This window comes from Ruegeria sp. EL01 (assembly GCF_900313035.1).
Taxonomy (GTDB): domain Bacteria; phylum Pseudomonadota; class Alphaproteobacteria; order Rhodobacterales; family Rhodobacteraceae; genus Ruegeria.
Genome location: NZ_OMPS01000036.1, coordinates 1 through 20,362, shown reverse-complemented (window position 1 = coordinate 20,362; position 20,362 = coordinate 1). Strand labels below are relative to the sequence as shown.

24 protein-coding genes and 4 pseudogenes are annotated in these 20,362 nt (G+C 53.0%); 11 read left to right on the top strand and 17 right to left on the bottom strand.

From position 1 onward, the window contains the following. The first annotated feature begins 795 nt into the window (after positions 1-795). A complete protein-coding gene (locus tag D9K61_RS27895; RefSeq protein ID WP_371688476.1) occupies positions 796-1,182 on the top strand; it encodes a transposase in 387 nt (128 codons plus the stop codon). A gap of 41 nt (positions 1,183-1,223) precedes the next feature. Beyond that, a complete protein-coding gene (locus D9K61_RS27890; protein WP_371688477.1) occupies positions 1,224-1,859 on the top strand; it encodes an IS630 family transposase in 636 nt (211 codons plus the stop codon). A 223-nt stretch (positions 1,860-2,082) separates the two neighbouring features. On the opposite strand, the pseudogene tnpA reads toward D9K61_RS27890, so the two are convergent. The 4 genes and pseudogenes from tnpA to D9K61_RS13830 form a co-directional block, all read right to left on the bottom strand. Continuing rightward, positions 2,083-2,499: pseudogene (gene tnpA / locus D9K61_RS13845) on the bottom strand (IS200/IS605 family transposase). A gap of 155 nt (positions 2,500-2,654) precedes the next feature. Then, a complete protein-coding gene (locus D9K61_RS13840) occupies positions 2,655-3,083 on the bottom strand; it encodes a thioesterase family protein (protein ID WP_120633812.1) in 429 nt (142 codons plus the stop codon). 175 nt (positions 3,084-3,258) lie between these two features. After that, positions 3,259-3,759 (bottom strand): cupin domain-containing protein, encoded by a 501-nt coding sequence (locus D9K61_RS13835; RefSeq protein WP_120633811.1) that lies wholly within the window; start codon positions 3,757-3,759, stop codon positions 3,259-3,261. A 28-nt stretch (positions 3,760-3,787) separates the two neighbouring features. After that, complete coding sequence (locus D9K61_RS13830) at positions 3,788-4,222, bottom strand: carboxymuconolactone decarboxylase family protein (protein WP_120633810.1); 435 nt, start codon at positions 4,220-4,222, stop codon at positions 3,788-3,790. 97 nt (positions 4,223-4,319) lie between these two features. On the opposite strand from D9K61_RS13830, the gene D9K61_RS13825 reads away from it, so the two are divergent. Next, positions 4,320-4,841, top strand: a complete 522-nt coding sequence (locus tag D9K61_RS13825) for an Rrf2 family transcriptional regulator (protein WP_254055782.1) — start codon at positions 4,320-4,322, stop codon at positions 4,839-4,841. A 158-nt stretch (positions 4,842-4,999) separates the two neighbouring features. Beyond that, a complete protein-coding gene (locus tag D9K61_RS13820) occupies positions 5,000-5,434 on the top strand; it encodes an NUDIX hydrolase (RefSeq protein ID WP_120633809.1) in 435 nt (144 codons plus the stop codon). Between the two features lie 1,090 nt (positions 5,435-6,524). Here D9K61_RS13820 and D9K61_RS26985 read toward each other — a convergent pair. After that, the gene (locus D9K61_RS26985) at positions 6,525-6,776 is read right to left on the bottom strand and encodes a hypothetical protein (RefSeq protein ID WP_162946892.1); all 252 of its coding nucleotides are present in this window, start codon (positions 6,774-6,776) and stop codon (positions 6,525-6,527) included. Positions 6,777-6,843: 67 nt separating this feature from the next. On the opposite strand from D9K61_RS26985, the gene D9K61_RS13810 reads away from it, so the two are divergent. Both D9K61_RS13810 and D9K61_RS13805 read left to right on the top strand, forming a co-directional pair. Next, a complete protein-coding gene (locus D9K61_RS13810; RefSeq protein ID WP_120633807.1) occupies positions 6,844-7,320 on the top strand; it encodes a MarR family winged helix-turn-helix transcriptional regulator in 477 nt (158 codons plus the stop codon). Further along, positions 7,313-8,077: a class I SAM-dependent methyltransferase gene (locus tag D9K61_RS13805; RefSeq protein ID WP_120633806.1), complete on the top strand. Its 765-nt coding sequence runs from the start codon at positions 7,313-7,315 to the stop codon at positions 8,075-8,077. Before D9K61_RS13810 ends, D9K61_RS13805 begins: the two co-directional genes overlap by 8 nt. A 285-nt stretch (positions 8,078-8,362) precedes the next feature. Here the strand turns inward: D9K61_RS13805 and D9K61_RS13795 are convergent. The 4 genes and pseudogenes from D9K61_RS13795 to D9K61_RS26980 form a co-directional block, all read right to left on the bottom strand. Continuing rightward, positions 8,363-8,746, bottom strand: a pseudogene (locus tag D9K61_RS13795) (transposase); the annotation flags it as partial. Positions 8,747-8,749: 3 nt separating this feature from the next. Next, a pseudogene (locus D9K61_RS27170) lies at positions 8,750-8,929 on the bottom strand (transposase); the annotation flags it as partial. 233 nt (positions 8,930-9,162) lie between these two features. Continuing rightward, positions 9,163-10,197 carry an alpha/beta fold hydrolase gene (locus tag D9K61_RS13790; RefSeq protein WP_162946891.1) on the bottom strand — a complete coding sequence of 345 codons (1,035 nt, stop codon included), beginning with the start codon at positions 10,195-10,197 and terminating at the stop codon, positions 9,163-9,165. Further along, the gene (locus tag D9K61_RS26980) at positions 10,197-10,568 is read right to left on the bottom strand and encodes a hypothetical protein (protein WP_162946890.1); all 372 of its coding nucleotides are present in this window, start codon (positions 10,566-10,568) and stop codon (positions 10,197-10,199) included. Before D9K61_RS26980 ends, D9K61_RS13790 begins: the two co-directional genes overlap by 1 nt. A gap of 56 nt (positions 10,569-10,624) precedes the next feature. Between D9K61_RS26980 and D9K61_RS13785 the strand changes: the two genes are divergently transcribed. Next, the gene (locus tag D9K61_RS13785) at positions 10,625-11,098 is read left to right on the top strand and encodes a MarR family winged helix-turn-helix transcriptional regulator (protein ID WP_162946889.1); all 474 of its coding nucleotides are present in this window, start codon (positions 10,625-10,627) and stop codon (positions 11,096-11,098) included. Between the two features lie 54 nt (positions 11,099-11,152). Here D9K61_RS13785 and D9K61_RS13780 read toward each other — a convergent pair whose 3' ends face one another. From D9K61_RS13780 to D9K61_RS13770, 3 genes are read right to left on the bottom strand one after another with little or no spacing between them, the layout of a single operon-like run. Next, positions 11,153-12,385 (bottom strand): MFS transporter, encoded by a 1,233-nt coding sequence (locus D9K61_RS13780; RefSeq protein ID WP_120633803.1) that lies wholly within the window; start codon positions 12,383-12,385, stop codon positions 11,153-11,155. Further along, entirely contained in the window at positions 12,382-13,446 is a 1,065-nt protein-coding gene (locus tag D9K61_RS13775) for a C45 family peptidase (protein ID WP_120633802.1), read from the bottom strand. Before D9K61_RS13775 ends, D9K61_RS13780 begins: the two co-directional genes overlap by 4 nt. 2 nt (positions 13,447-13,448) lie before the next feature. After that, entirely contained in the window at positions 13,449-14,246 is a 798-nt protein-coding gene (locus D9K61_RS13770; RefSeq protein ID WP_120633801.1) for a polysaccharide deacetylase, read from the bottom strand. 123 nt (positions 14,247-14,369) lie between these two features. Between D9K61_RS13770 and D9K61_RS13765 the strand changes: the two genes are divergently transcribed. Beyond that, the gene (locus D9K61_RS13765; protein WP_120633800.1) at positions 14,370-14,996 is read left to right on the top strand and encodes a TetR/AcrR family transcriptional regulator; all 627 of its coding nucleotides are present in this window, start codon (positions 14,370-14,372) and stop codon (positions 14,994-14,996) included. Positions 14,997-15,029: 33 nt separating this feature from the next. Here D9K61_RS13765 and D9K61_RS13760 read toward each other — a convergent pair. Further along, positions 15,030-15,790 (bottom strand): annotated as a pseudogene (locus tag D9K61_RS13760) (IS5 family transposase). A gap of 359 nt (positions 15,791-16,149) precedes the next feature. Continuing rightward, positions 16,150-16,899, bottom strand: coding sequence for a helix-turn-helix transcriptional regulator (locus D9K61_RS13755; protein WP_216825811.1), 750 nt, complete (start codon positions 16,897-16,899; stop codon positions 16,150-16,152). 35 nt (positions 16,900-16,934) lie between these two features. On the opposite strand from D9K61_RS13755, the gene D9K61_RS13750 reads away from it, so the two are divergent. The 3 genes from D9K61_RS13750 (at position 16,935) to D9K61_RS13740 (ending at position 18,772) form a co-directional block, all read left to right on the top strand. Further along, positions 16,935-17,402, top strand: coding sequence for a hypothetical protein (locus tag D9K61_RS13750; protein WP_120633797.1), 468 nt, complete (start codon positions 16,935-16,937; stop codon positions 17,400-17,402). Next, positions 17,399-18,250: a DMT family transporter gene (locus D9K61_RS13745; protein WP_120633796.1), complete on the top strand. Its 852-nt coding sequence runs from the start codon at positions 17,399-17,401 to the stop codon at positions 18,248-18,250. Before D9K61_RS13750 ends, D9K61_RS13745 begins: the two co-directional genes overlap by 4 nt. A gap of 66 nt (positions 18,251-18,316) precedes the next feature. Beyond that, complete coding sequence (locus tag D9K61_RS13740; RefSeq protein ID WP_216825810.1) at positions 18,317-18,772, top strand: hypothetical protein; 456 nt, start codon at positions 18,317-18,319, stop codon at positions 18,770-18,772. A 132-nt stretch (positions 18,773-18,904) separates the two neighbouring features. On the opposite strand, the gene D9K61_RS13735 is transcribed toward D9K61_RS13740, so the two are convergent. From D9K61_RS13735 to D9K61_RS13725, 3 genes are all read right to left on the bottom strand, one after another. Then, positions 18,905-19,300, bottom strand: coding sequence for a VOC family protein (locus D9K61_RS13735; RefSeq protein WP_120633795.1), 396 nt, complete (start codon positions 19,298-19,300; stop codon positions 18,905-18,907). A 32-nt stretch (positions 19,301-19,332) separates the two neighbouring features. Beyond that, complete coding sequence (locus tag D9K61_RS27885; protein WP_120633794.1) at positions 19,333-19,698, bottom strand: MFS transporter; 366 nt, start codon at positions 19,696-19,698, stop codon at positions 19,333-19,335. A 28-nt stretch (positions 19,699-19,726) separates the two neighbouring features. After that, positions 19,727-20,362: IS66 family transposase (locus D9K61_RS13725; protein WP_120633793.1), on the bottom strand; the 636-nt coding region annotated here is incomplete at its 5' end.

The following is a 20,362-nucleotide window of genomic DNA, read 5'->3' as shown; positions in this document are numbered from 1 at the left end:
AAACCTATTGAAAAGCCACGTAAAATATACGGTAGCATTAGAAAAACTTGTTATGAAATGAAGCGTGGCAAAAGTTACTTGCATCGTCCGACCATGCTCTCAACATCTAAGTGAGGTCCGATCTGTAGTTTCAATTCTCCTGATCGAGCTGCCATTTCGGGCCCGTGCTAAGGCCCGTAAAGGTTACGAAAGTACCGTGCTCTGACGGTAGCCTAGCACATCCCACAGTCTTTGATGAGAATACCGGCGCAGCTACCGCGCGCATGAATCCGATTGCCAGGCATGCCCCTCGAAACACCGGTACTGTCCAAAAGCAGATGCGCGAGGTATCACCCGTGGACAGGACGAGGATGCGCGTTATTTTGCGCGCTCCATCCGCAAGACGAAGGCCTACAAGGTCAGCCATGACAAGTACCCGTCTTGATTAAGTAGGTTTAGCCGCCCATTTCCGACTGGTTTTGACAAGTGCGTTAGCGAATTCGAGAAACTTGCGCACTATAGCGGTCAGGGCTACCTTATTCGGTTTCAGGTGTGCACACATGTCTTTGTATTTTGCGGTCATGCCTTGGTTGAATCTGACAGCGAACAAGTCAGGTAATAACGCGCATCGCACAGGAACTCGCACCCGCCCTGAATGAACGCTTGACCACACCATTGGCCAGATTGCCGGGTCATCGGCCCAACGCCTGCCAAGCTGGCAATTTGTTTGCGCCCTAAAGCGTTTTGGGGAAAACTTGAATCGGGGGATTCCCATGTAGGTCAGTTTGTGATTCATCCTATTTGGGAGGATGGATTATGTCAGCACCTTTGCCATCAGCGCTTCGGGCACGGTTTCAGCGATATATTGAAGAAGGGCTTAGCGGGCGCGCGGCGGCGTTGCGTCTAAAGGTTTCGCCTGCGACGGGTGCCCGCTGGGCGCGGCAGGTCAAAACCCGAGGGGATGCCGAACCCGCGCCGCAAGGCCGCCCTCATAACACAGGCAAGCTGGCCCCATACCGGGCTTTCTTCGAAGAGCTGGTGAGGCCAGACCCAGACATCACACTCTTTGAACTGAGGGATGCCCTGGCCGATGCGGAAAGAGTGCAGGTGCATCATTCCTCCATCGCCGATCTGCTGTCCCGCCTCGGGTTCACGTACAAAAAAAGTCGTTGGTTGCCACCAAACGCCACCGCGCCAAGGTGAAACAGCAGCGCTCGGACTAGCTCGCACATCGCGCACCTGCCATCGCGGCTTTACCTGAACGCGTTGTCTTTATTGATGAAACCGCAGTGAAAACAAACCTCACCCGCCTGCGTGGTTGGGCCACGTGCGGCGAACGGCTGACGATGGACGCCCCTTTTGGAAGCTGGGGAACGCAAACCCTGATCGCGGGCCTGACCCAAGATGCACTGATCGCTCCGTGGGTCATCAAGGGCGCAATGGACGGTCCTGCCTTCGCCGCCTACATCCGCCAGGTGCTGATCCCTGAGATCGCGCCAGGCAGCGTGGTCATCCTCGACAATCTCGCCACGCATCGGAACAAAGAGGCGGCCCACGCCCTGCGCGAACACGGCTGCTGGTTCCTCTACCTGCCACCGTACTCACCCGACCTCAACCCAATCGAACAGGCCTTCTCAAAGCTCAAGGCTCACCTTCGACGGATCGGAGCGAGGACCTTCACTGAAGTGTTCGAAGCAATCGGCGAAATCTGCAATCTCTACGACCCCACCGAGTGCTGGAACTACTTCAAGGCTGCCGGGTATCCATTCAGGTCCTTTGCGAAGACGATGAGCGATCATACTCTAAAACGGTCCTGCGTGACCATGCGAATGATGATCCGACCACCGCCTCAGCACGCGATGATTGGCGTGGCGCCCTGAGCCCCTACATTCGCAGAGAGCCGCGGAAAGTCATATGATAAGCGGTTTGCGTTTAATTGGTTACATAGCCTGAAGCTTTGAAGAAGTTAAAGAACTCCGAAAAACTCCAACTATGAACAGGTTGCCCACTGTGCGATGGCAGCGTGGCCAGCAATTGTGCAACAAAGTTCTAGTCCCGTTCAATAGCATATCATAACAGACGACCGCTGGAGCGCCTGAACCACTACTGTCTGGCGTCGGTAGGATCGGCGATGTGGTTTTCGAGGTATTGCAGAACGATGTCCTCTGTGATTGCGCCGTTGGTGGTAGCGAAATATCCCCTGCCCCAGAACCGGCGCCCCCAATAGCACCTGCGCAGCGCGGGAAATTCCCGTCGCACCTTGTGTGACGAACGGCCCTTCATCCCGCGCACCAGATCGGAGATGGCAATCTTCGGCGGCACCGACACGAACATGTGCACGTGGTCGCTCGACAACACCCCGCGCAGAATGTCGACCTTGTTTTACCCGCAGATCTGACGGATGATTTCACGCACCCGCAGGCGCACCTCGCCGGTCAGCACCTTATAGCGATACTTCGTCGACCAGACGATATGGTAGAGATGATAGAAAACGCAGTGCTTGCCGGTGTCATACTGCATGACCTTATCCTCTGGAAAATAAGCCTTCCGACCGGCTTCGGCTCATTTTCCAGAGGGTAAGGTCATAGTACGATTCTTCGTGCTGAAGCAGGTCCGATTGGAAGTCGGAGGGTTTGCTCCAAGGCGTGGAAGCTAAAGATCAATGATGCATTGGATCAAGTTTGGGTGGTTTTCCCCGCGTTCCTCTGCAATTTGGAGATGAATCTCGCCGCAATGATGATAGCGCGTTTGTGCGTCCCTTTCCCGATTAAACCTGTTTCATCGCTTGCAGCGACTCTGAAGGCTAAGCTGCGACCTTCGACGGAATCGAGCTCAACCTGCACAGTTACTTCCGTACCTGGAAGTGTCGCGGCGATATGGCTAACGTCAATATGAGTACCCACGGAATGTTCGTCATCATGCAAATGAGGCGCAATCAATTCAATGCAGGTTGCTTCAATAAAGCCAACCATAAAAGCCGTTGCAAAAACGGGGGGCATATCCGCAAACGCGTTCAGTTTTGCCGATACGTTCGGAACGATTAAGCTGTCGTCCACGAAGAGCGTTGCCTCGTGCTTCAGGCCTTGCACCAGTGAGTCTTTCATATTTTTCCTTCTTCAGGTTTGGTTTATGGGTATGCGGTGCAACGCCGATTCCACTGATGCATTGCAGTTTTTTCATCTCTGTACCCACGTAGCCTTGACGCTCAATATACTTCTTCATATTCCTTTCCTGTATCGAACTTTCTGTCGTGCAGAGTACTCCCAATCTATAGGAACACTACTGTTCGCGTATCTCAGGCTGCGTGATCACCGCCGCCTCTTCGCTGTAGATGACCGCAAGAAACTTCGCGGGTTCGGTCTTGCTGGGATTCACAGTTAGGCTGTGCAGCGCATGGGCTGGTTCGGTCCAACTCTCCCCTGCTGTGTATTCGACAGGCTCTTCGCCGTCCATCTGGCTGACGATCCGCCCTTCGAGCAGATAGACATATACAAATCCGCCATGCCTGTGCGGACCAACTGCCACGCCGGGCGCCAACTCGACCGTGAGAGCGGTAACAATGTATCCAGGCAGGTCGGGCAATGGCGACCGGTTCAGCAACTCACGGTGTACTCCTGGCGCGCCTTGCGGCGCGTCATGTGCATAACCTGCGACGGGTGCAACTGCCCAAGTGCCTGCAGCAAACAGAATGGCATAGACCAGCACAGACGGATCCCATCTGATGACAGGGCCGCGATCTCTCAAGTCCGGTCGGTAACCGCGCTCTTTGGGTAAAATCATTGTATGGTCCTCTCGCCTCAAAGCCCGTTCAGGCCGTCATATTGGCGCCGACACCGACGCGATTCCACAGGTTCATGGTGCCTACGGCAATCGTCAGCGCCGCTAACTCCTGTTCGGTAAACTCTTCGCGCGCGCTCTCAAAATCTTCGTCGGAGACGCCAGATCCAGCAAGCGAAGTCAGTGTTTCCGCCCAGGAAAGAGCCGTTCGCTCGCGGGGGCTGAAAGCTTTGGCTTCACGCCAGACAGGCAGCATATTCAGGACGCTTTGCTCCACGCCATCTTCTAACGCTTCATTGGTATGCATGTTTACGCAGAATGCGCAGCCGTTGATTTGCGATACCCGAATTTTGATGAGGTGGATAAGACGCGTATCCGCACCTGACTTGGCAATGGCCGCATTCAGCGCCAGAAGGGATTTGTAGAGCTCGGGGGTGTCTGTAGCTATGTTAAAACGTGGGATCATTGTTCAGTTCCTTGTATTGTGCTCGTGAGTGGTGGTTGAAATCGAGTCGTGGATACAATATATCCACGATTATCGTTCTGCAACCGCAAAACCGATGATGCACGAAGGATTTGGAGGGAATGGGATGCGGCGATTGGGGGATGGGGTAGAGGCAGCGTTGCACTGCGCCCTTGTTCTGGCGGCTTTGCCAGCGAAAAAGGTTATGTCCGGAAAAGATCTTGCCCGGCTGCACGGGCTATCGGAAAGCTACCTGCTGAAACATCTTCGCGCCCTGACGGCGGCGGCTATCTCCGAGGCAGTGCCGGGCCCAAGAGGCGGCTACCGCCTGACGCGCCCGGCAGGGCAGGTCACGATGCTGGAAGTGGTTGAAGCTATTGATGGTGTGGGTCCGGCATACGTCTGTCGCGAAATCCGCCAGAAGGGAGATGTCACCACAAAAGTGAAATGCGCCTACAAAAAGGATTGCTTTATCAAGCGTCGGATGTTGGCTGCGGAACAGCTTTGGCGCGAGGCGTTGCGCGAACAAACGTTGCAGGATTTACTAGACGATGGCGAGGTTGAAATTGGTGACGAAAACAAAAGGACCGTCGGGCAATTCATCTCCGAAAACCAAAGATAAAGCATGGGCCAGTTTCACAATCTTACTAGACAAAAACATCACCGCTGGATCAGATGCTAACACCAAGCATCTTCACATAATTTTGGAAGAAATCGCCCGACGGTTCAGCCATAAGTTAGTGCAAATCCGGTGGCAACGGGAAAGGCTGACTTTCAACCATGACGGATAGCCCAAGACTAGCGGCAATTGCCGTCGTCATCCGGGATGACAAAGTACTCCTAGTGAAACGCAGAAATGAACCGGATGCCGGTCTTTGGGGGTTTCCGGGTGGTCATGTGAACCTGGGCGAGACTGCAAAAGAAGCCGCCGTGAGAGAGTTGTGCGAGGAAACTGGCATCGCGGCGAAATCTCTGACATATCTGACCAATGTGGATGTTATCGTCAGAGACAAAAACTGCGATGTTCGGCATCATTTCCTGCTCGCGGTCGTGCTGTGTGAGTATTTGTCCGGCGAACCAATCGCGGCAGACGACGTCAACGCAGCCGAATGGCGACCGATCACCGATCTGCTTTCTGGTAGAATCCTCTGTAGCGAACACGTAGATACCGTAGTCAAGATTGCTGTCCGGAAGAGCCGCAGTCTTGCTTTGTGAACTCAAACCAGATTATCGTAAATCCGAAAACACCGCTTGCGACGTCAAGCCGCCGCAGCCTAAGTTCAAACAAGGCTCTGCTACGAAATAGAGTTCGCCCTCTAAGAGCACCGACGACGGATGCGGAGTGTCACAAAATCCGAGCCTAGGGATTGCTAAGTTTGTGAATAGTATTGTTGGCAGCATATTCGGAGACAATCGGTATCTCTGAGTATGTTTTTTGGAAGGGACAACTTGAGAATTCCGTTGCAAGAGAAGTGACCAGACACAGCCGATATTGAAGAACTTCTGGGAGTGCTTGCTACCACCTTGCAGAGTGTTCACGAGAAAAGAAGACCGATCCCAGAGCATGTTCCGTTCGCAACCAGGCCGCATTCCATTGGTGGAGCCCTTGAAGCACTTAAACATGTATGGATGGAGTGTTTGCTGGAGCGGCTCTGTTAGGATCCCCTTGGATGTCAGGACATATGGATACCGCTCCTCATTCTTATGCTTTCCTATCCTAGGCACTGGTTGCTGCATTGAACAACAATTTGCTCTTTCGTGAGCTGTCCCCTTTACTCGTCCGGTCACTGTCCTTCTTCATGTCTTCTTCGTTTGAGTCTTGCGCCTTAGTTGGCTCAAGCTAGTGTTCACGGTTGAATCAATGAGCCGCCCTTCTTGTAAGAGGACCTGGTTGCGCACGAGTTTTTGTCTCGTCTCAACTCACGGGAACGGAGCCTGCTGGCGCGGCGAGGGAAAACCCAAGAACCCTAAAGATTTGGCTATGAACAAGGAGCTCCCTCGCCGTTCGCAGCACACTAATTTGGTAGGGCAATGCCCTACCGAGTTAGAAAGCGTCTTGTGCCACCAATCGAACGGTTTCAGCGACCTGCTTTGCAAAACGGGGGCTGGTTAGGACACCGAAATGATCTGCCCCCTCAATCACAGTAGCGGAACCTGAGGACGATAAGGAGGCCAGTTCATTTTGCATGGCGGACCATGAGGCAGGCGAAACTGAAAACTACCCCACGGTTGAGTTAAAGATATCTGTTGAGCGGGACTTGGGCATTCTTTCAAGAGTAATGGATGCCATCATCTATGCTCATCACTACGAAGAACCCGTGATTTTTGTCAGAGAGGATTGGGCAAGGCGACGGATCAGGTGTCGCGCAGCGCCACCGTCGATGGCTTGCCAGAGGTTCGACGCAAAAGATGGCAACAGCGATACGGCTATCGCCTGATCCAGTCCGATCACTGCTGTCAGCACAGCCACCGATATTGTCGGAAGGCCGATTCCAACTGTGCCCTTCACCACTCCTGCGCTCAGAAAGACCAAGCCAATGATTAGGGGCTCGATCACAGGTTTCGTCCTTGCAAAACAGCGGCCCTCTCTTGATTTTACATTAGTGCTAATGTAATCAATTGGCATGATCCAGTCCACGACCACAGGGCTTGGTGAGGTGCTGAGGCACCTGACCGATCTGCTCGACAGAGGTTCTCAGGAAGCCTACCGCAATGCTGGACTGTCCTACCGGCCAAGATGTACACCCATCATGCGGGCTCTCGACGGCCAGCCGGTGTCTGTCTCGGAGCTTTGCAACCGCCTCCACATCACACAGGGCGCGATCAGCCAGACGGTTAAACGGATGGAAGCTGATGGTCTTATCGACCGAATTCCGACCGATGACAGCAGGTCCCGCGCGATCATACTCACGCCGGACGGGTCTGCGTTGCGTGAGGCCTTAGTCGCGCAATGGCAACTTCGGCTCGCCGCGGTTTCCGAACTGGAGACGGAAATCGGTGCCCCGCTACGCACGATTCTGAAAGATGCGATATGCGCACTCGAACACGAAGGATTTGCCGAACGTCTGGCTCGGCTGTCAACAGGGACGGCGGATGATTGATGCCGGACAAGGTGGCAACAATCATTTTCTCACGGGCGGAGCGGCATATGCGTCCAGCCGACCGACCTACCCAGTATCGCTGGCCGATGCCCTTGCGGAACGGTGCGGCGAAACGCAGCACGCCCTCTATGTCGGATGTGGCAGTGGGCAGCTTTCGGTTTTGCTGGCTGATCGGTTCGGGCGGGTAACAGCAACGGACCCGAGTGAGGGCCAGCTCGAGAACGCCACCGCACATCCCCGTGTGACCTACCATCCCGAACCGGCAGAGCGGATCGGACTGCCAGAAGCGTCTGTCGATCTCGTGACGGCGGCACAGGCTGCGCACTGGTTCGACCTCGATGCGTTCTATGCCGAAGTGCGACGGGTTGCCCGTCCCGACGCGCTTCTGGCGCTGATCTCCTACGGCGTTCCAACGATGGATGGCGCAATCGGGGAACGTCTGGCTAGATTCTACTGGCAGGACTTACACGCACACTGGCCCCAAGGGCGGCGACATGTCGAGGAGGGCTACCGAACGCTCGCTTTCCCCTTTTTAGAAGAAGCTTTTCCAACCCTTTTGATCACCCGCGAATGGTACCTCGGACAATTCATCGCATATGTCTGCACATGGTCTGCCGCGAAACGGGCGCTCGCCGCCGGTGACGGTGCAGTTGTCGATGGATTCGTGCGTGATCTCGGACCGCTCTGGGGGAACCCTGAGGAGAAGAAGGCTGTAACTTGGCCTGTCGTGGGGCGCATAGCTCCGGTGCATGCTTAACTACATAGTCGCACGACTATATGGACTGATGCCTAAGAATAATGTGATCCGGGCATTGGGGAGCGAAAAACGCCAACAGGTGTTGGAGTGGTTACGCGATCCGCACGCGCTTTTCCACCTCAACAAAACAGGATTGACAATCGGCTGGGGCGATGTCCGGAAGAGTTTGCATAACTGTGCCCTTCGCCATCTGTCCCAAAATCCCTGACGACGGACATTTCTAGAGATCGATATCTAATCTGTAGCAGTGTTTAGTTGTAAGCGGTGGCTGAAGGCCGTCTGGTTTTAGTTTGACGGCTTGAAGTTCCACGGGAGTAGATCGTCGATCTGGTTTTTGGGGTGTCCGGCTGCGATGGCTTCGAGAGTGGCCCTGAGATAGGCGTAGGGTTCGACGCTGTTGATTTTCGCGGTTTCGATCAACGAGGCGATACGGCCCCAGGCTTTGCCGCCCTCGTCGTGACCTGCAAATAGTGCATTTTTGCGATTCAGGGCAATTGGGCGGATCAGATTTTCGACCTGGTTGCTGTCGATCTCGACGCGTCCGTCGTTGAGGAAGGTTTGCAACCCCTCCCAGTGGTTGGCGATATAGGCGAGCTTTTCTCCAAGTCGGGACTTGGCCGAAACACGGGTGCGTTGAGTTTGCAGCCACTCGCCGAAGGCGGCGACCATCCGCCGCCACGACGAGACATGGTTCGGCTTCAAGCCATATTTGGCAGCAACATCATTCACTGTCGCACCCGGCAGCAGCGTCTCCGCCACAATCCGCGCCTTCACATCATCCGGCCAACGCCGCCTCCCATCAGCTGAGAAGATAACACCAAGCCCAATGAGAAACTCTCTTGTACTCTCCATGGAGAAACTCACCTCAAGAAATCACTCCAAGGCGGAATCTCAGATCAGGGACAGGGATGGAAGGTGACCTGCACGCAACGCTTACGTTTAGTTTGAACTTGGGCCGCAACGGTTTGTCTTCACAAGTGCTGTTTTTGGGATCGTCCACTTTGTGGTGTCTGGAGGTATCGAGGCTCCAATTCCTCAAGAGCACTGTGAGGAAGAGCATCGGCAGACCGAAAGGCGCTTCCGAGTTAGAAAGCGTTTTGCGCCAACAACCGAATGGCTTCAGCGACCTGCTTTGCAAAACGGGGTCTGGTTAGGACACCGAAATGATCTGCCCCCTCAATTACAGTGACGGAACCTGAGGACGATAGGGAGGCCAGTTCATTTTGCATAGCGGACCATGAGGGCATCATGGTTTCCGGCCAGCCATCTACCATGATCACGACCAGAGGGAGGTCAGCAAGCCCACGTCCGGCCACTTCACGTGCGAGCTGCGCGGAATGTGTCCAGCCCTCGGCCTCGGCGGCTGACCCCGCCATATGGGGAACGGATTCATAGAGGTAAGTGGCGCGTGTTTTCGCACCCTCCTCGAGGCCGGGGGCAAACATCTCCGGGACACCCATCATTCGCGCTCCACCGAAATGGTTTGCCGTGCGCAGAATGGAAAACCCATCCAACATATCGCGGAAACCTTGGCGTTCTTCCGGTGGAAATCGTTCAGCCATATCTTCATGAGAGGAATCAACCAAAACCAACCCAGCGGTTGTGTCTGGAAAACGATCAGCAAAAACTCGGGCTATCAATGCGCCATATGAGTGACCAACCACAAGGACCGGGTCGGTGATGCCAACTTGTTCGATCAGTTGCGCTAGAGTTTCAGCACTATGTCCTGCATCTACGGCTTCGGCGTGGTCTTGGCTGAAACCGATTCCTGACCGGTCATAGGCGCAAGCGAGGAAATCCTCCGCCAGATCGCTCTGGATCCAGTCCCAGTTTTCAGAGGCAAGCCCCATACCGTTTTCAAGGATGATTGCGGGGTTCGCTCGATCACCCTGACAATTCACATAGAGGTCACCATGTGCGGTGGTGATCATTGTGCCGGGAAGCTCAAACTCGCTTGCGATACGGTTGTTGCGAAGCGTTTGAAATCCAAAGGCGCCAAAGGCAGTTAGGACTAGAAGCGCAACGAACGAACCAATCGCTATCAGCGTCCACTTCTTCAAACGACCGCGTCTTTTTGTTTGATCAGGGATAGCTTCTGCGGAGTTGCTAAGACGTGTCATTACAGTGCCCGCCTTCCAGTCAAGGTGAATTGCAGGAAGCCGCAAATGCCGACAAAAACCGCGACTGCAATGGTCCAGGCAATTCCTGGACCATTTGTGATCCATGTTCCGGTAACAACGAGGACAATGGAGAGTAGAACCCAGATCCCATCCCCGATAGCAAAGCTGCGCACACTTTCTGCTCGTGGGGTGTCGCGTCGTGCCTCCATCGCCAAGAATACTGCATTAACAAGAAGTCCTGCTCCGATGACATATAGGAGAACTGTCGGCGGTGATCCGAGGAAGTCAGAGACAGTGGGCCCCTTCAGGACAAAGATCAAACCGAACAGCGCGCATGATGCTGCATTGGCAACTAAGACGGATTTCAACATGGTAAAGACCCTCTAATATTGTTAACTTGGTGGACAAGATAGTTGGGGATAGAGTAATGTCAACCAAGTTAACAAGAAAATCGCCGCGCGCGGGGTACGAGATGCTTGAAAGCAGGTCGCTGTCGCTTCTCTATGAAATGGACTCTTTTCAAGAGCGAATACTTGACCGTTTGGTAGAGCGTCTTTGTTCAGAGGGATTTGCGGGTATCAAACGCAGCCAGATCACCTTTCTTGCAGCTCTGGATTGCGATGCTAACCATGCGGCGAATGTTGCTAGGAGATTGAACATCTCACGGCAGGCCGTTCACAAAACCGTTCGCGAACTAGAAGCAGCTGGATGGCTAGAGACCTTTCAGAATCCGAACTTGCAGAACCAGAAAGCCATACATTTCACTGTGGAGGGCGAGCGTATGGTGTCGTTTGCGCGACGCTTCTTCTTTGATCTCGATAATGAGTTATGCGCTGCGATAGGAGACGACACTTTGCGGGCGATCGAAGCTCTCCTAAACTACTCAGTCAAAGTAGATTAGGAAGGCCAGTGTTTTGGCTCGTCGACTGGTCGGGTGCTCTGAGCATCAACCTGCTTAGTTGGAATCCTTGGTCTCAAGTTGAGCTTTTCTTAGACACATAAGATGAATAACCAGTGCTACGCTCGCTGATATGAAAAAGCACCAAGCTAAAGGCATGGCTGTTGACCTAGTTAGCTCACCAGTCAGGACCGCGATCGGAATAGAGACTAGTGTTGATAGAGCTCCGACAAACGCGGCGCCTGTGCCTGCGTAATGTGCGAGGCTTTGCATCGCAAGCGCGTTGATATTCACGATCAAAAAACCAAGACAGAAGAGAAACAAAGAGGCATATCCGACAAATATCGAGATCGGGATATTTCCCGAACAATAGCGCATGCCTCCTAACACAAACACAGATCCTAGAATGAGCAATAGGGTCGCAACTGTTACTATCAGTGCTGGGCTTGTCCTTGTGACCAGCCACCCGTTCACCAGTGATGCCACTCCAAGCCAAAGCGACAGCATTGCAAACAGAAGCGGGTAGAACGTGCTAAGATCATACTGGAACTCAAAAATCTGCTGCGACAAGTTGAGATAGGCAACAAACGGACCAGTGATGATCCCCAATGCCAGGGCATAGCTAAGTGCCTGTTGGTTCTTAGCTATCGTTTGGTAGGTTTTAACAACTGAAGCAAAGTTAAAGGCGCGGCGCAAACTGGGATGCATCGTTTCTTGAAGGCGCTGCCTAACAATGCCCAGCAGCACGAGGCCGAAGATCACGTAAACCGCAAAGACAAATCGCCACCCGAGTTTTATGACAATTTCTTGTCCAAGCGATGGAGCAAAGGTTGGCGCAATCACAAATATCGTCATCACCAGTGACATCGCTCGCACCATGCGAGGACCCGAATAGCGATCACGGAAAATTGCGATGGTGAGGACACGAGGGGCCCCCAAACCGAATCCAAGGATGAGCTGACCTATCAACAAAGTTTCAAAGGTGGGTGATACCCCTGATACTACGCTTCCAAACACGAAGATCAGCAGACCTGCGGAGAGCGTGCTTCGACGTCCGATAGTATCTGACAAGGGTCCCAATATAGTTTGCCCAGCTGCAAGCCCAACATAAAGGGTCCCAAGCGCAAGTCCAACACGTGTCGCTGTGGGAAGCGCAAATTCTAAAGAAATCTGATCGAACGCCGGCAAGATCATATTAATGGCCAGCACCGTGCTCGACATCAATAGTGCAACAATGACAAGAAACTCGCGGTCCTGCCATGAACCCGAGGCAATCGCATTTGGGCTCATATCGCAGTACCCTCTTTTCTATCTGCAAAATCCACTTGCACGGGCAGACCCTCAAAAAGGGAACGTGGATCATTGCCGCGTCGAAAGTGCATCTGACGACGCTCAAGATCCATGGCGATCGAGCAGTCCGTCCCGAGCTTTCCGCGGAAGGCTGGGATCTCTCTATAGGGCGCAAGAATGGGGTTCTTCTGGTCTGAGGTGTCGGAAAGTAGTGTTTTTAGCTGCTTTAGACCAAGATCTTCGAGGTTTTCCACAAGCACCCTCGCTCTGTTGAGTCGTGCATTGGAATTCTCGAACAACACTTCAGCAACTGGGATTTCGGATGCGAGATAGTGGTTTGTATGCGCAGTCGCCTTTGGTCCAGCTTCATATGTTCGCGCGTTCAATCCATCAAACTCGATGTTTAAGCTTCTGCCTGTTTCGTCGGCGATGAGTAGATTGGCCGATCTCCCACTACCAGCACGACCGACGATGACTTGTAGTTCGGACCAAGTTCTCGCTGATAGGAGATGACGCAACAATATGTGTGTAGGAACGCCAAGGGTTGGATTTGAGGTCGGCAGGAAGTTGAGGCAGACACCAATCCCAGCAGAATTCAGACCTATTTTTCCAACGATTCCCGGCTCAGTTAGCATCAACGTTGTGTGGCCAGTGGTGTCGGTTATCCGCTGTAACATCATCAGTTCTTCGAGCGGCTCCAGCCAGTCCCAATTTTGGCCCAGGAAAGGTGTCTCGGTGAAATGGACAGAAGTACATTCGCCGACCGCAAGCGCGGAAAGAAGTTCGCTGCGCGCATTTAAGGTAAATAGCCAACGGCGATCTACCTTTGCGGCCTCAGCCATGGCCGAGATTTCTTCGGACAAACTGGGGGCAAAACGCTCAATCTGAACCCGAAAATGCTCTGCAGCGCGGAAAATCTCGTCCTTGGGTCTCGCAAATATCTCTGCATATAGATCAATCGTCGCGGAGATTTGGTCGCGGCTTTGTTCACCGATACTGTAACCGATTGCGGCCGGAGTTCCGGCCGCCTCGATCAAGGGAACATCTTGAATTTCCACCATGTTCAACGGCTTTTCAAATTCGATACGGCGTCGGAGCAGGTCACGAATTCAGCTTGGCCGCTATCTTTGATTGTTTTAATCAGCCGCTCCAGAACCTGCATCCTTGAGTAACGCCCGGTGATCTGTGGGTGCATTGTCAGATTGAACAGGCCTGAAATTTCAGCCGCTCCCCTGTACTCACTTTCCCAAATACGCAGGACTTTATCTGGGTCGCTCATGCCAGCCAGATAAACCGGCATAAATGCAAAGAGGTAGTATGGCGCATCATCTAGTTCGTATGAAACCGGCAATTCGGTGATACCTGTTCCGTCGCCTCCTGCATCTTCCAGCTCGTAAATCCGAAAGTCATCGGCCATTAAGCTGCTGTCCCACTCAAACTCGAATTCTTTCAGCAAACCCAGCGTATTTTCACTGAAGTCCCAGGATGGAGACCGATAGCCATTCGGTCGTTTCCCGGTGACATCTACCAGTGCTTCTATCCCCCGCGCCATACACTTTCTTTCCTCATCGATCGCGAGAGTTGCCGGGGCCTCGTGGACGTCTCCGTGATGTCCAATTTCATGGCCGGCGTCGACGATTGCACGTACTTTGTCTGGGTGACGACGCGCTGTTTCTCCCGGCACAAAGAACGTTGCGGGGATGGATTCACGTTCAAGCAGGGACAAGATGCGCTCGATTCCAACCTGTGCGCCATATTTCCCGCGCGACATAGGCTGGGGAGACATTTGCCCCAAAGACATCCAGAGGGATTCTGCGTCAAAATCAAAGGTAAGTGTAGCTTGGGTTTTTGTTTCAGACATTAAGGTCTCCACAGTGTGAGTGATTCTACTACTAACGTGACACTATGTTGTGTTTTAATAGATGACAACCCGTCACGTTTTTGTCAATCTCTTACAGCAACACCTTGAGAGATTGCGTGCCGAATGAAGAAAGATGATCAAACTGAAACCTATTATCGGCGGAAACCGACACAATCGCGTAGTATTCAACGAGTTGATCAAGTGCTGGACGCAACTCGGCAGGGCATTCTGGAAGGCGGATATGAGAACCTAACTATGAACGAAATCGCGCACCGCGCTGGGATGAAGCGGAGCGCAATCTACCGATACTTCTCAGGAAAATCGGCGATCATGGTCTCCCTGATAGAACTTCACCACGAAGACATTCACCGACTTGTCCAACAATTGTTCAGCTCGGTGGAAAGTCAGAGTGACTTGATGGCCGCAGTGCAAACACTGGTAAGCAAGTACTTTCAGTTGTTTTTGGATGATCCAGTTTTGCCTGCTGTCTGGATGGGTGCCCGGAGCTCGCCGGAGCTGTCTGAACTTTGCAACCAGGAAAACGAAAAGATTGGCCGATTCATTGGTCATTCATTAAAACGGGCGCGTCCTTCAATATCCATAAACCCCACGATAGTGGCAATTTTGTTGCTAGAGTTGATAGGTGCATCCGCCAGGCTAGCCTTGCAGGGCCAAGGGGCAGCCTCGCGTGATGAGATTGAGATAGCAACCCAGGTTTCTGCGGTTGCACTCGCTTTTGCTGAAAACTGATCCAGATCGTTTGCGGGCTGATGAACGCTTAGGTCATGTTGACAAATGGCGGACCCAGAGGCGGATTGATGTTATGTCGATGAAGCCGAGATAGCTTTCTGCGGTTTTGTCGTAGCGGGTGGCAACGCGGCGGGCGTTTTTGAGCTTGTTGAAGCAGCGCTCGACCATGTTTCGAAGACGGTAAAGCCCGTGATCCACACCGACGCGTATCTTGCGGGTTTTGCGCATCGGAATTTGGGTCAGCACATTGCGCTCATGCATGGTTTTGCGAATACGATCAGCATCATAGCCCCGATCCGCCAATAGCACGCGCGGCTCAGGCAAATTATCATACATCACCAGATCAAACCCCAGATGGTCTGACGTTTGGCCCGGTGTGATGTCCGTTCTCATAGGCAATCCGTGCGCGTTTACGCGGAGGTGGATCTTGGTCGTGAACCCACTTCTTGAACGGCCAAAACCCTGTCTCGGAGCCCCCCTTTTGCGCCTGCTTCCTGGTGGTGAGCGCGGATGACGGTACTGTCGATCATTTGCAGGGCGTCCGGAACTGCCCCGCTATGGTTCAGGGCCTCGAGTATATCCTCCCACAGCCCTGCCAATGTCCAACGCCGGAACTGCCTGTAAACGCTTGACCATTTGCCGAACTCTTCGGGCAGGTCCCGCCAAGGCGATCCGGTGCGCGCAATCCAGAATTCCCCATCCAGAACAAGGCGATGGTTCGAGGGTTTGCGCCCGTTGGGGGCACGAACCGCAAAAATGAAGTGTTCAAACAGCGACCATTCCTCGTCGCTCATCAGGTCTCGGGGCAAGCGGCTCTCCATAGCAGATACCAGCTTGAATCACGCCTGACCCAAATTGTGAATCCCTTTTGTCAACACGACCTAAGTAGTAGTTGATGCTTGGTAGTTGGCAGTACGAAACCTTCAGCAACTGTCCGATAATGTTCGATAGGCAACTTGAAGTCTCAAGCCTGATTCTGATAGTGGACTTCTTCGGTATTTAACTTTCGCGATCGTATCGTTGTGCGCATTTGTTCATGCAAGTTGCGTTCTGCTAGTGCATCTTACTCCGGTCGAACAATCCATGTTTCAAGAAACTGTGCGATACATTCTATACAAAGATCTAAAATCTGACCTAGGAACGCGACCGAGTTCTAAGCCCTTTTCTCAACCTGGTCATATGAAATACCGAGGTGGGTTTTCAACTCTCGCTGCCCAAACGGTGTGACGACCAGAACCCGGCGTTCTTTAGCGCGTGCTATCCAGCCTTTCTCGAGCGCGAGTTTGGCCAGCGCGGCCCCGACAGCACCGGAGACATGATGGCGGCGTTCACTCCAATCCAAGCACTGTTGGGCGAAAACCCGTTTCGATCGTCTCAGATCTGTAGGATTTATACCCCATGACTCAAACAACATTTCACCTTCTGGGGTGAGTTCGTAATCTGTGTCTAATGCGATCAAGGCGCCTTTTTTCAACAAAGCATCTGCAATCGACACCCCCAGACGCCCGGCAATGTGATCATAGCACATTCGTGCACTTTGGATTGGTGTACGTGTAAGGGTTTTTCGAATGGACTTCGCTGCGGAGCCGACGTTTGCTGTTTGTACGGCCAGTTGCTCAAGCGCGCTTGCAATTTCGGGTGAAGCGAGACGGTAGTAGCTATGCCGCCCACTCTTTTCTCGAGTAACCAACCCACCTGCCAACAAAAGACCCAGATGTTCGCTTGCTGTTGCGGGGGAAACACTCGCAACACTGGCGAGCTCGGTGGCCGTTAGCGCCCGGCCATCAAAAAGCTCGGTCAGTATCAATGCGCGTGCCGGGGAACCGATTAGAGCACCCACCCGCGACATGGGAGGTTCGTCATGCATAGTTCGGAAATAACCGAAGTATGCTGCTCGCGTCAACTGCTAGAACCTAGAAAACGAGTAGAGGGAAGCAAATGGTCGGTTTGGCAGAAGTGGATTTGGAAGATGCTTTTCTGGAAAAGGAATGGGTGATGGTCATCCAGACGCCTGTGCAGGGAAAAGAGTCTTTGCTCGAAGCGTTAGGCAAGGGTGTTGACCTGAAGCAGGGACATTATGACTGCTGCTTGCACGTGTCGGCAGCAAGCGAACAGCAGTTTCGCGCTTTGGAAGGGTCGCATGCCGGGGCCGAGCAAACGATTCAGTCCGTGCCTGTTGTAGATATTACAATTTCTATCGCACAGGATACGCAGCGTCTTGAGCAAACACTTTCGATCATCTTCGCAAATCATGTCCATGAAGAGCCGACAATACGCATTAGTGAGTGCTGGGGCACACGGTCCAACTATACCGGCAATAAAGACAATCCGAGCAAGTATTGGAACCGCCCCGATGCGCAGGCCATTCATGGGACGGCTATTTCTGAGAAGGTGCATGAGGAATGATTGAGCAGGCAACACGCTCGCAATACAGGCTGGGCATCATGCTTGTCGTTGTCTCTGCGATTACCTTCAGCACAGCCGGGCTTTTTTCCAAAGGTGTGCAGACGGCACCATGGGATATTATCTTCTGGCGGGGCGTGTTCTCTGCCGGATTCACAACATTGTGGGTTTGGCATCGTGGTCAGATCCATGACAATTTCCCGAAGATGGGGATCAGCGGCGTCGCGGTGGCCGCCGTCGGTGCACTTGGCACCGCGGCTTTCATAGCCGCCTTCAAACTGACCACAATCGCCAACGTATCATTAATTTATGCGGTGGCACCGATGTTGGCGGCGCTGCTGGCGTGGGTGTGGATTGGCGAAAAGGCCTCCAGAACGGTTATTGCCGGTTCGCTGCTCGCACTTGCGGGTGTCGCGATCATAGTCTCGGGGTCATTGGGCCAGATCAACCTTCGCGGTGACCTTCTTGCATTGGGAATGGCCGTTGCCATGGCTATTCTGATGGTAATTTATCGTCGGTTTCCATCTACACCCGGCGCAGGACCATCAGCCCTGTCTTCTTTATTGCTCGTACCAGTTGCGTTTTTTCTGGGCAATCCACTCGGAATCCCGGTTTCCGAAATTCTGATACTCAGTGCGTTTGGTCTGGTCTTCGCCATAGCATCAGTAACACTCGCCGAAGGAGCAAAGCGCGTTCCATCAGGACAGACCGCGCTCTTGAGCACACTTGAGGTTCCTCTGGCACCAGTTCTGGCGTTTCTAATTCTTTCTGAAGTTCCACATATTCGCACCATCGCAGGCGGTGCGCTGGTTCTCATCGCGGTGGTGCTCGCCACGTGTGATCAGAAATGAAGACCGCGCGATCAGAAGACAAGGCGACAAAGCAAACCCATACGAAATAAAAATGGAGATCTCTTGATGGTTGATTTGACAGAGTATAGAGCCCGATCTGGTGCACTCGTTCCCGTGTGGACCGTTGAGGTTCAGACACTGCCGGAAGATACAGATCGTATTTTGGATGAAGTCATGAAAGTTCATTCATTGAGCTTCGGCCGGTATCAACGTAATGCGAGTATTTCAGCTACTGGGAAAGAAACATCGCAGCCCGAGCCTGACTCGACAACGACAGCGCATGTAGAGGGGTTTGAGGCAGGCGAAACTGAAAATTACCCCATGGTTGAGTTAAAGATATCCGTTGAGCGGGACTTGGGCATTCTCTCAAAAGTTATGGATGCCATCATCTACGCTCATCACTACGAAGAACCGGTGATTTTTGTCAGAGAGGATTGGGCAAGCCGCGCTGCCTACGATCCGCAAAGTGAAAACCCGAATCGCTGGTGGAACAACGGTAGGGGACTTCCTGATCGAATATAGCAGCACGTGGATTTTGGGCGACGAGGATAGATGCAAAGATCAGAGAACGGAGGCCTAGCAATTCAAGAGATTGGCCCGAACGTATATCTTGAGGCAACGACATGCCTGACTTCAATGCCGATCTCTTTCACTCTAAGTTGTCTTTTTTCGCTTCGAGCCCTGCTGCGCCTCACCAATCTCGATGATGTGCCCATCAGGATCGCGGAACCGGAAGACCCTCTCTCCCCATGTTTGTTGACACAGCGAATGTATCAAATCAACTTTGGATTCGATCTCTGCAGCTGTTGCCTCGATGTCTTCAACTTGAAAATATAGGACGAAATTCTTCCGACCATAAGGTTTCTCAGCGGCATTGGCGTTTCCAAAGATTGTTTGAAGAAGCGTTGACCCGTCATGGAGCGCAAACCCGTTGCCGAACTGAACGAAATTGCCGTGATCAGCAATCACACTTAGACCAAGAACCTCCCGGTAGAAAACTACTGACCGAGACATGTCCGATACAAAAGGGAGGGGGTTCACAAAACGCATGGTTCGATCCCAAGCTTTCTTAATGCCGCGTCCTATTTGTCACTTCTTGCACCAACGATCGGGAGAAGGAACAGCGCGAGAAGTGAGATGCAAGCGAATAATCCGAAAGTTACTCGAAGCCCATACATCTCGCCCAAGGCCCCTACAGCGGCAGGACTTGCCGTTAGGCTAGCAAAACATATGAAGGACATTGTTGCCACGTCTCGTTCTGGCCTTTCGGATCTCCGGGCCGCTATCGAAAGAGACACTGGGTACACTACTGCAACGCCGATACCGATCACAGCGGCTCCAAAAATAACAAAGAACATGGACTGGGAACTGGCCACAACCAACAAACCGACGCATGCGCAGACAATAGAGCCTGCAAGAACCGTAGGTTCACAAAGGAGATCAAGGATGTGTCCGTCCGGTGAAGCCGATCAGCTGCTATTGGGCGGCGCTTGCCGCATAATTCCAGGGCATAAGTTCATCGATGCGATTGATCTTGTGATCGGCGATGCGTGCCAATACCCAGGTCAGCCAGGCTTGCGGATCGACGCCATTAAGTTTTGCGGTTTCGATCAGGGTGAATGCAATGGCCATGGCTTTGCCGCCGCCTTCTGATCCGGCAAACATCCAGTTCTTGCGTCCGATGGCGACGGGTTTGACGGCGCGCTCGGCTGAGTTGTTGTCGAGTTCCAGGCAGCCACTATCCAGAAAACATCGTGCTATAGGCAGGCGACACAATGCATAGCGGATTGATTTCGCCAGTGGCGATTTGCCGGAGATCCTGGGCAATTGATCGTGCAGCCATTGCTCCAGTTCGTCGAAGACGGGCTTGGCTTTGTGCTGTCGCAAGGCGACACGCTCTTCCGGGAGTTTACCCCGTGCCTCTTTTTCCACGGCATAGAGCTTCGCGATCCTGCGGATGGCTTCTTCGGCGACTGAAGACCCCTGTGCGGAAAAGACATCAACGAATTTGCGGCGGACATGCGCCATGCAGGCCATCTCGCAGGCTTTGCTCTCTCCAAACAACCCGTTGAAGCCGGAATAGCCATCGGCATGAATCCAGCCCTTGTATCC

Excerpts from the sequence above, each read along its gene's own strand:
- D9K61_RS27895 (WP_371688476.1), top strand. The coding sequence starts at position 796 with ATGTCAGCACCTTTGCCATCAGCGCTTCGGGCACGGTTTCAGCGATAT.
- D9K61_RS13840 (WP_120633812.1), bottom strand. The coding sequence starts at position 3,083 with ATGAAAGACTCACTGGTGCAAGGCCTGAAGCACGAGGCAACGCTCTTC.
- D9K61_RS13835 (WP_120633811.1), bottom strand. The coding sequence starts at position 3,759 with ATGATTTTACCCAAAGAGCGCGGTTACCGACCGGACTTGAGAGATCGC.
- D9K61_RS13830 (WP_120633810.1), bottom strand. The coding sequence starts at position 4,222 with ATGATCCCACGTTTTAACATAGCTACAGACACCCCCGAGCTCTACAAA.
- D9K61_RS13825 (WP_254055782.1), top strand. The coding sequence starts at position 4,320 with ATGCACGAAGGATTTGGAGGGAATGGGATGCGGCGATTGGGGGATGGG.
- D9K61_RS13820 (WP_120633809.1), top strand. The coding sequence starts at position 5,000 with ATGACGGATAGCCCAAGACTAGCGGCAATTGCCGTCGTCATCCGGGAT.
- D9K61_RS13810 (WP_120633807.1), top strand. The coding sequence starts at position 6,844 with ATGATCCAGTCCACGACCACAGGGCTTGGTGAGGTGCTGAGGCACCTG.
- D9K61_RS13805 (WP_120633806.1), top strand. The coding sequence starts at position 7,313 with ATGATTGATGCCGGACAAGGTGGCAACAATCATTTTCTCACGGGCGGA.
- D9K61_RS13790 (WP_162946891.1), bottom strand. The coding sequence starts at position 10,197 with ATGACACGTCTTAGCAACTCCGCAGAAGCTATCCCTGATCAAACAAAA.
- D9K61_RS26980 (WP_162946890.1), bottom strand. The coding sequence starts at position 10,568 with ATGTTGAAATCCGTCTTAGTTGCCAATGCAGCATCATGCGCGCTGTTC.
- D9K61_RS13785 (WP_162946889.1), top strand. The coding sequence starts at position 10,625 with ATGTCAACCAAGTTAACAAGAAAATCGCCGCGCGCGGGGTACGAGATG.
- D9K61_RS13780 (WP_120633803.1), bottom strand. The coding sequence starts at position 12,385 with ATGAGCCCAAATGCGATTGCCTCGGGTTCATGGCAGGACCGCGAGTTT.
- D9K61_RS13775 (WP_120633802.1), bottom strand. The coding sequence starts at position 13,446 with ATGGTGGAAATTCAAGATGTTCCCTTGATCGAGGCGGCCGGAACTCCG.
- D9K61_RS13770 (WP_120633801.1), bottom strand. The coding sequence starts at position 14,246 with ATGTCTGAAACAAAAACCCAAGCTACACTTACCTTTGATTTTGACGCA.
- D9K61_RS13765 (WP_120633800.1), top strand. The coding sequence starts at position 14,370 with ATGAAGAAAGATGATCAAACTGAAACCTATTATCGGCGGAAACCGACA.
- D9K61_RS13750 (WP_120633797.1), top strand. The coding sequence starts at position 16,935 with ATGGTCGGTTTGGCAGAAGTGGATTTGGAAGATGCTTTTCTGGAAAAG.
- D9K61_RS13745 (WP_120633796.1), top strand. The coding sequence starts at position 17,399 with ATGATTGAGCAGGCAACACGCTCGCAATACAGGCTGGGCATCATGCTT.
- D9K61_RS13740 (WP_216825810.1), top strand. The coding sequence starts at position 18,317 with ATGGTTGATTTGACAGAGTATAGAGCCCGATCTGGTGCACTCGTTCCC.
- D9K61_RS13735 (WP_120633795.1), bottom strand. The coding sequence starts at position 19,300 with ATGCGTTTTGTGAACCCCCTCCCTTTTGTATCGGACATGTCTCGGTCA.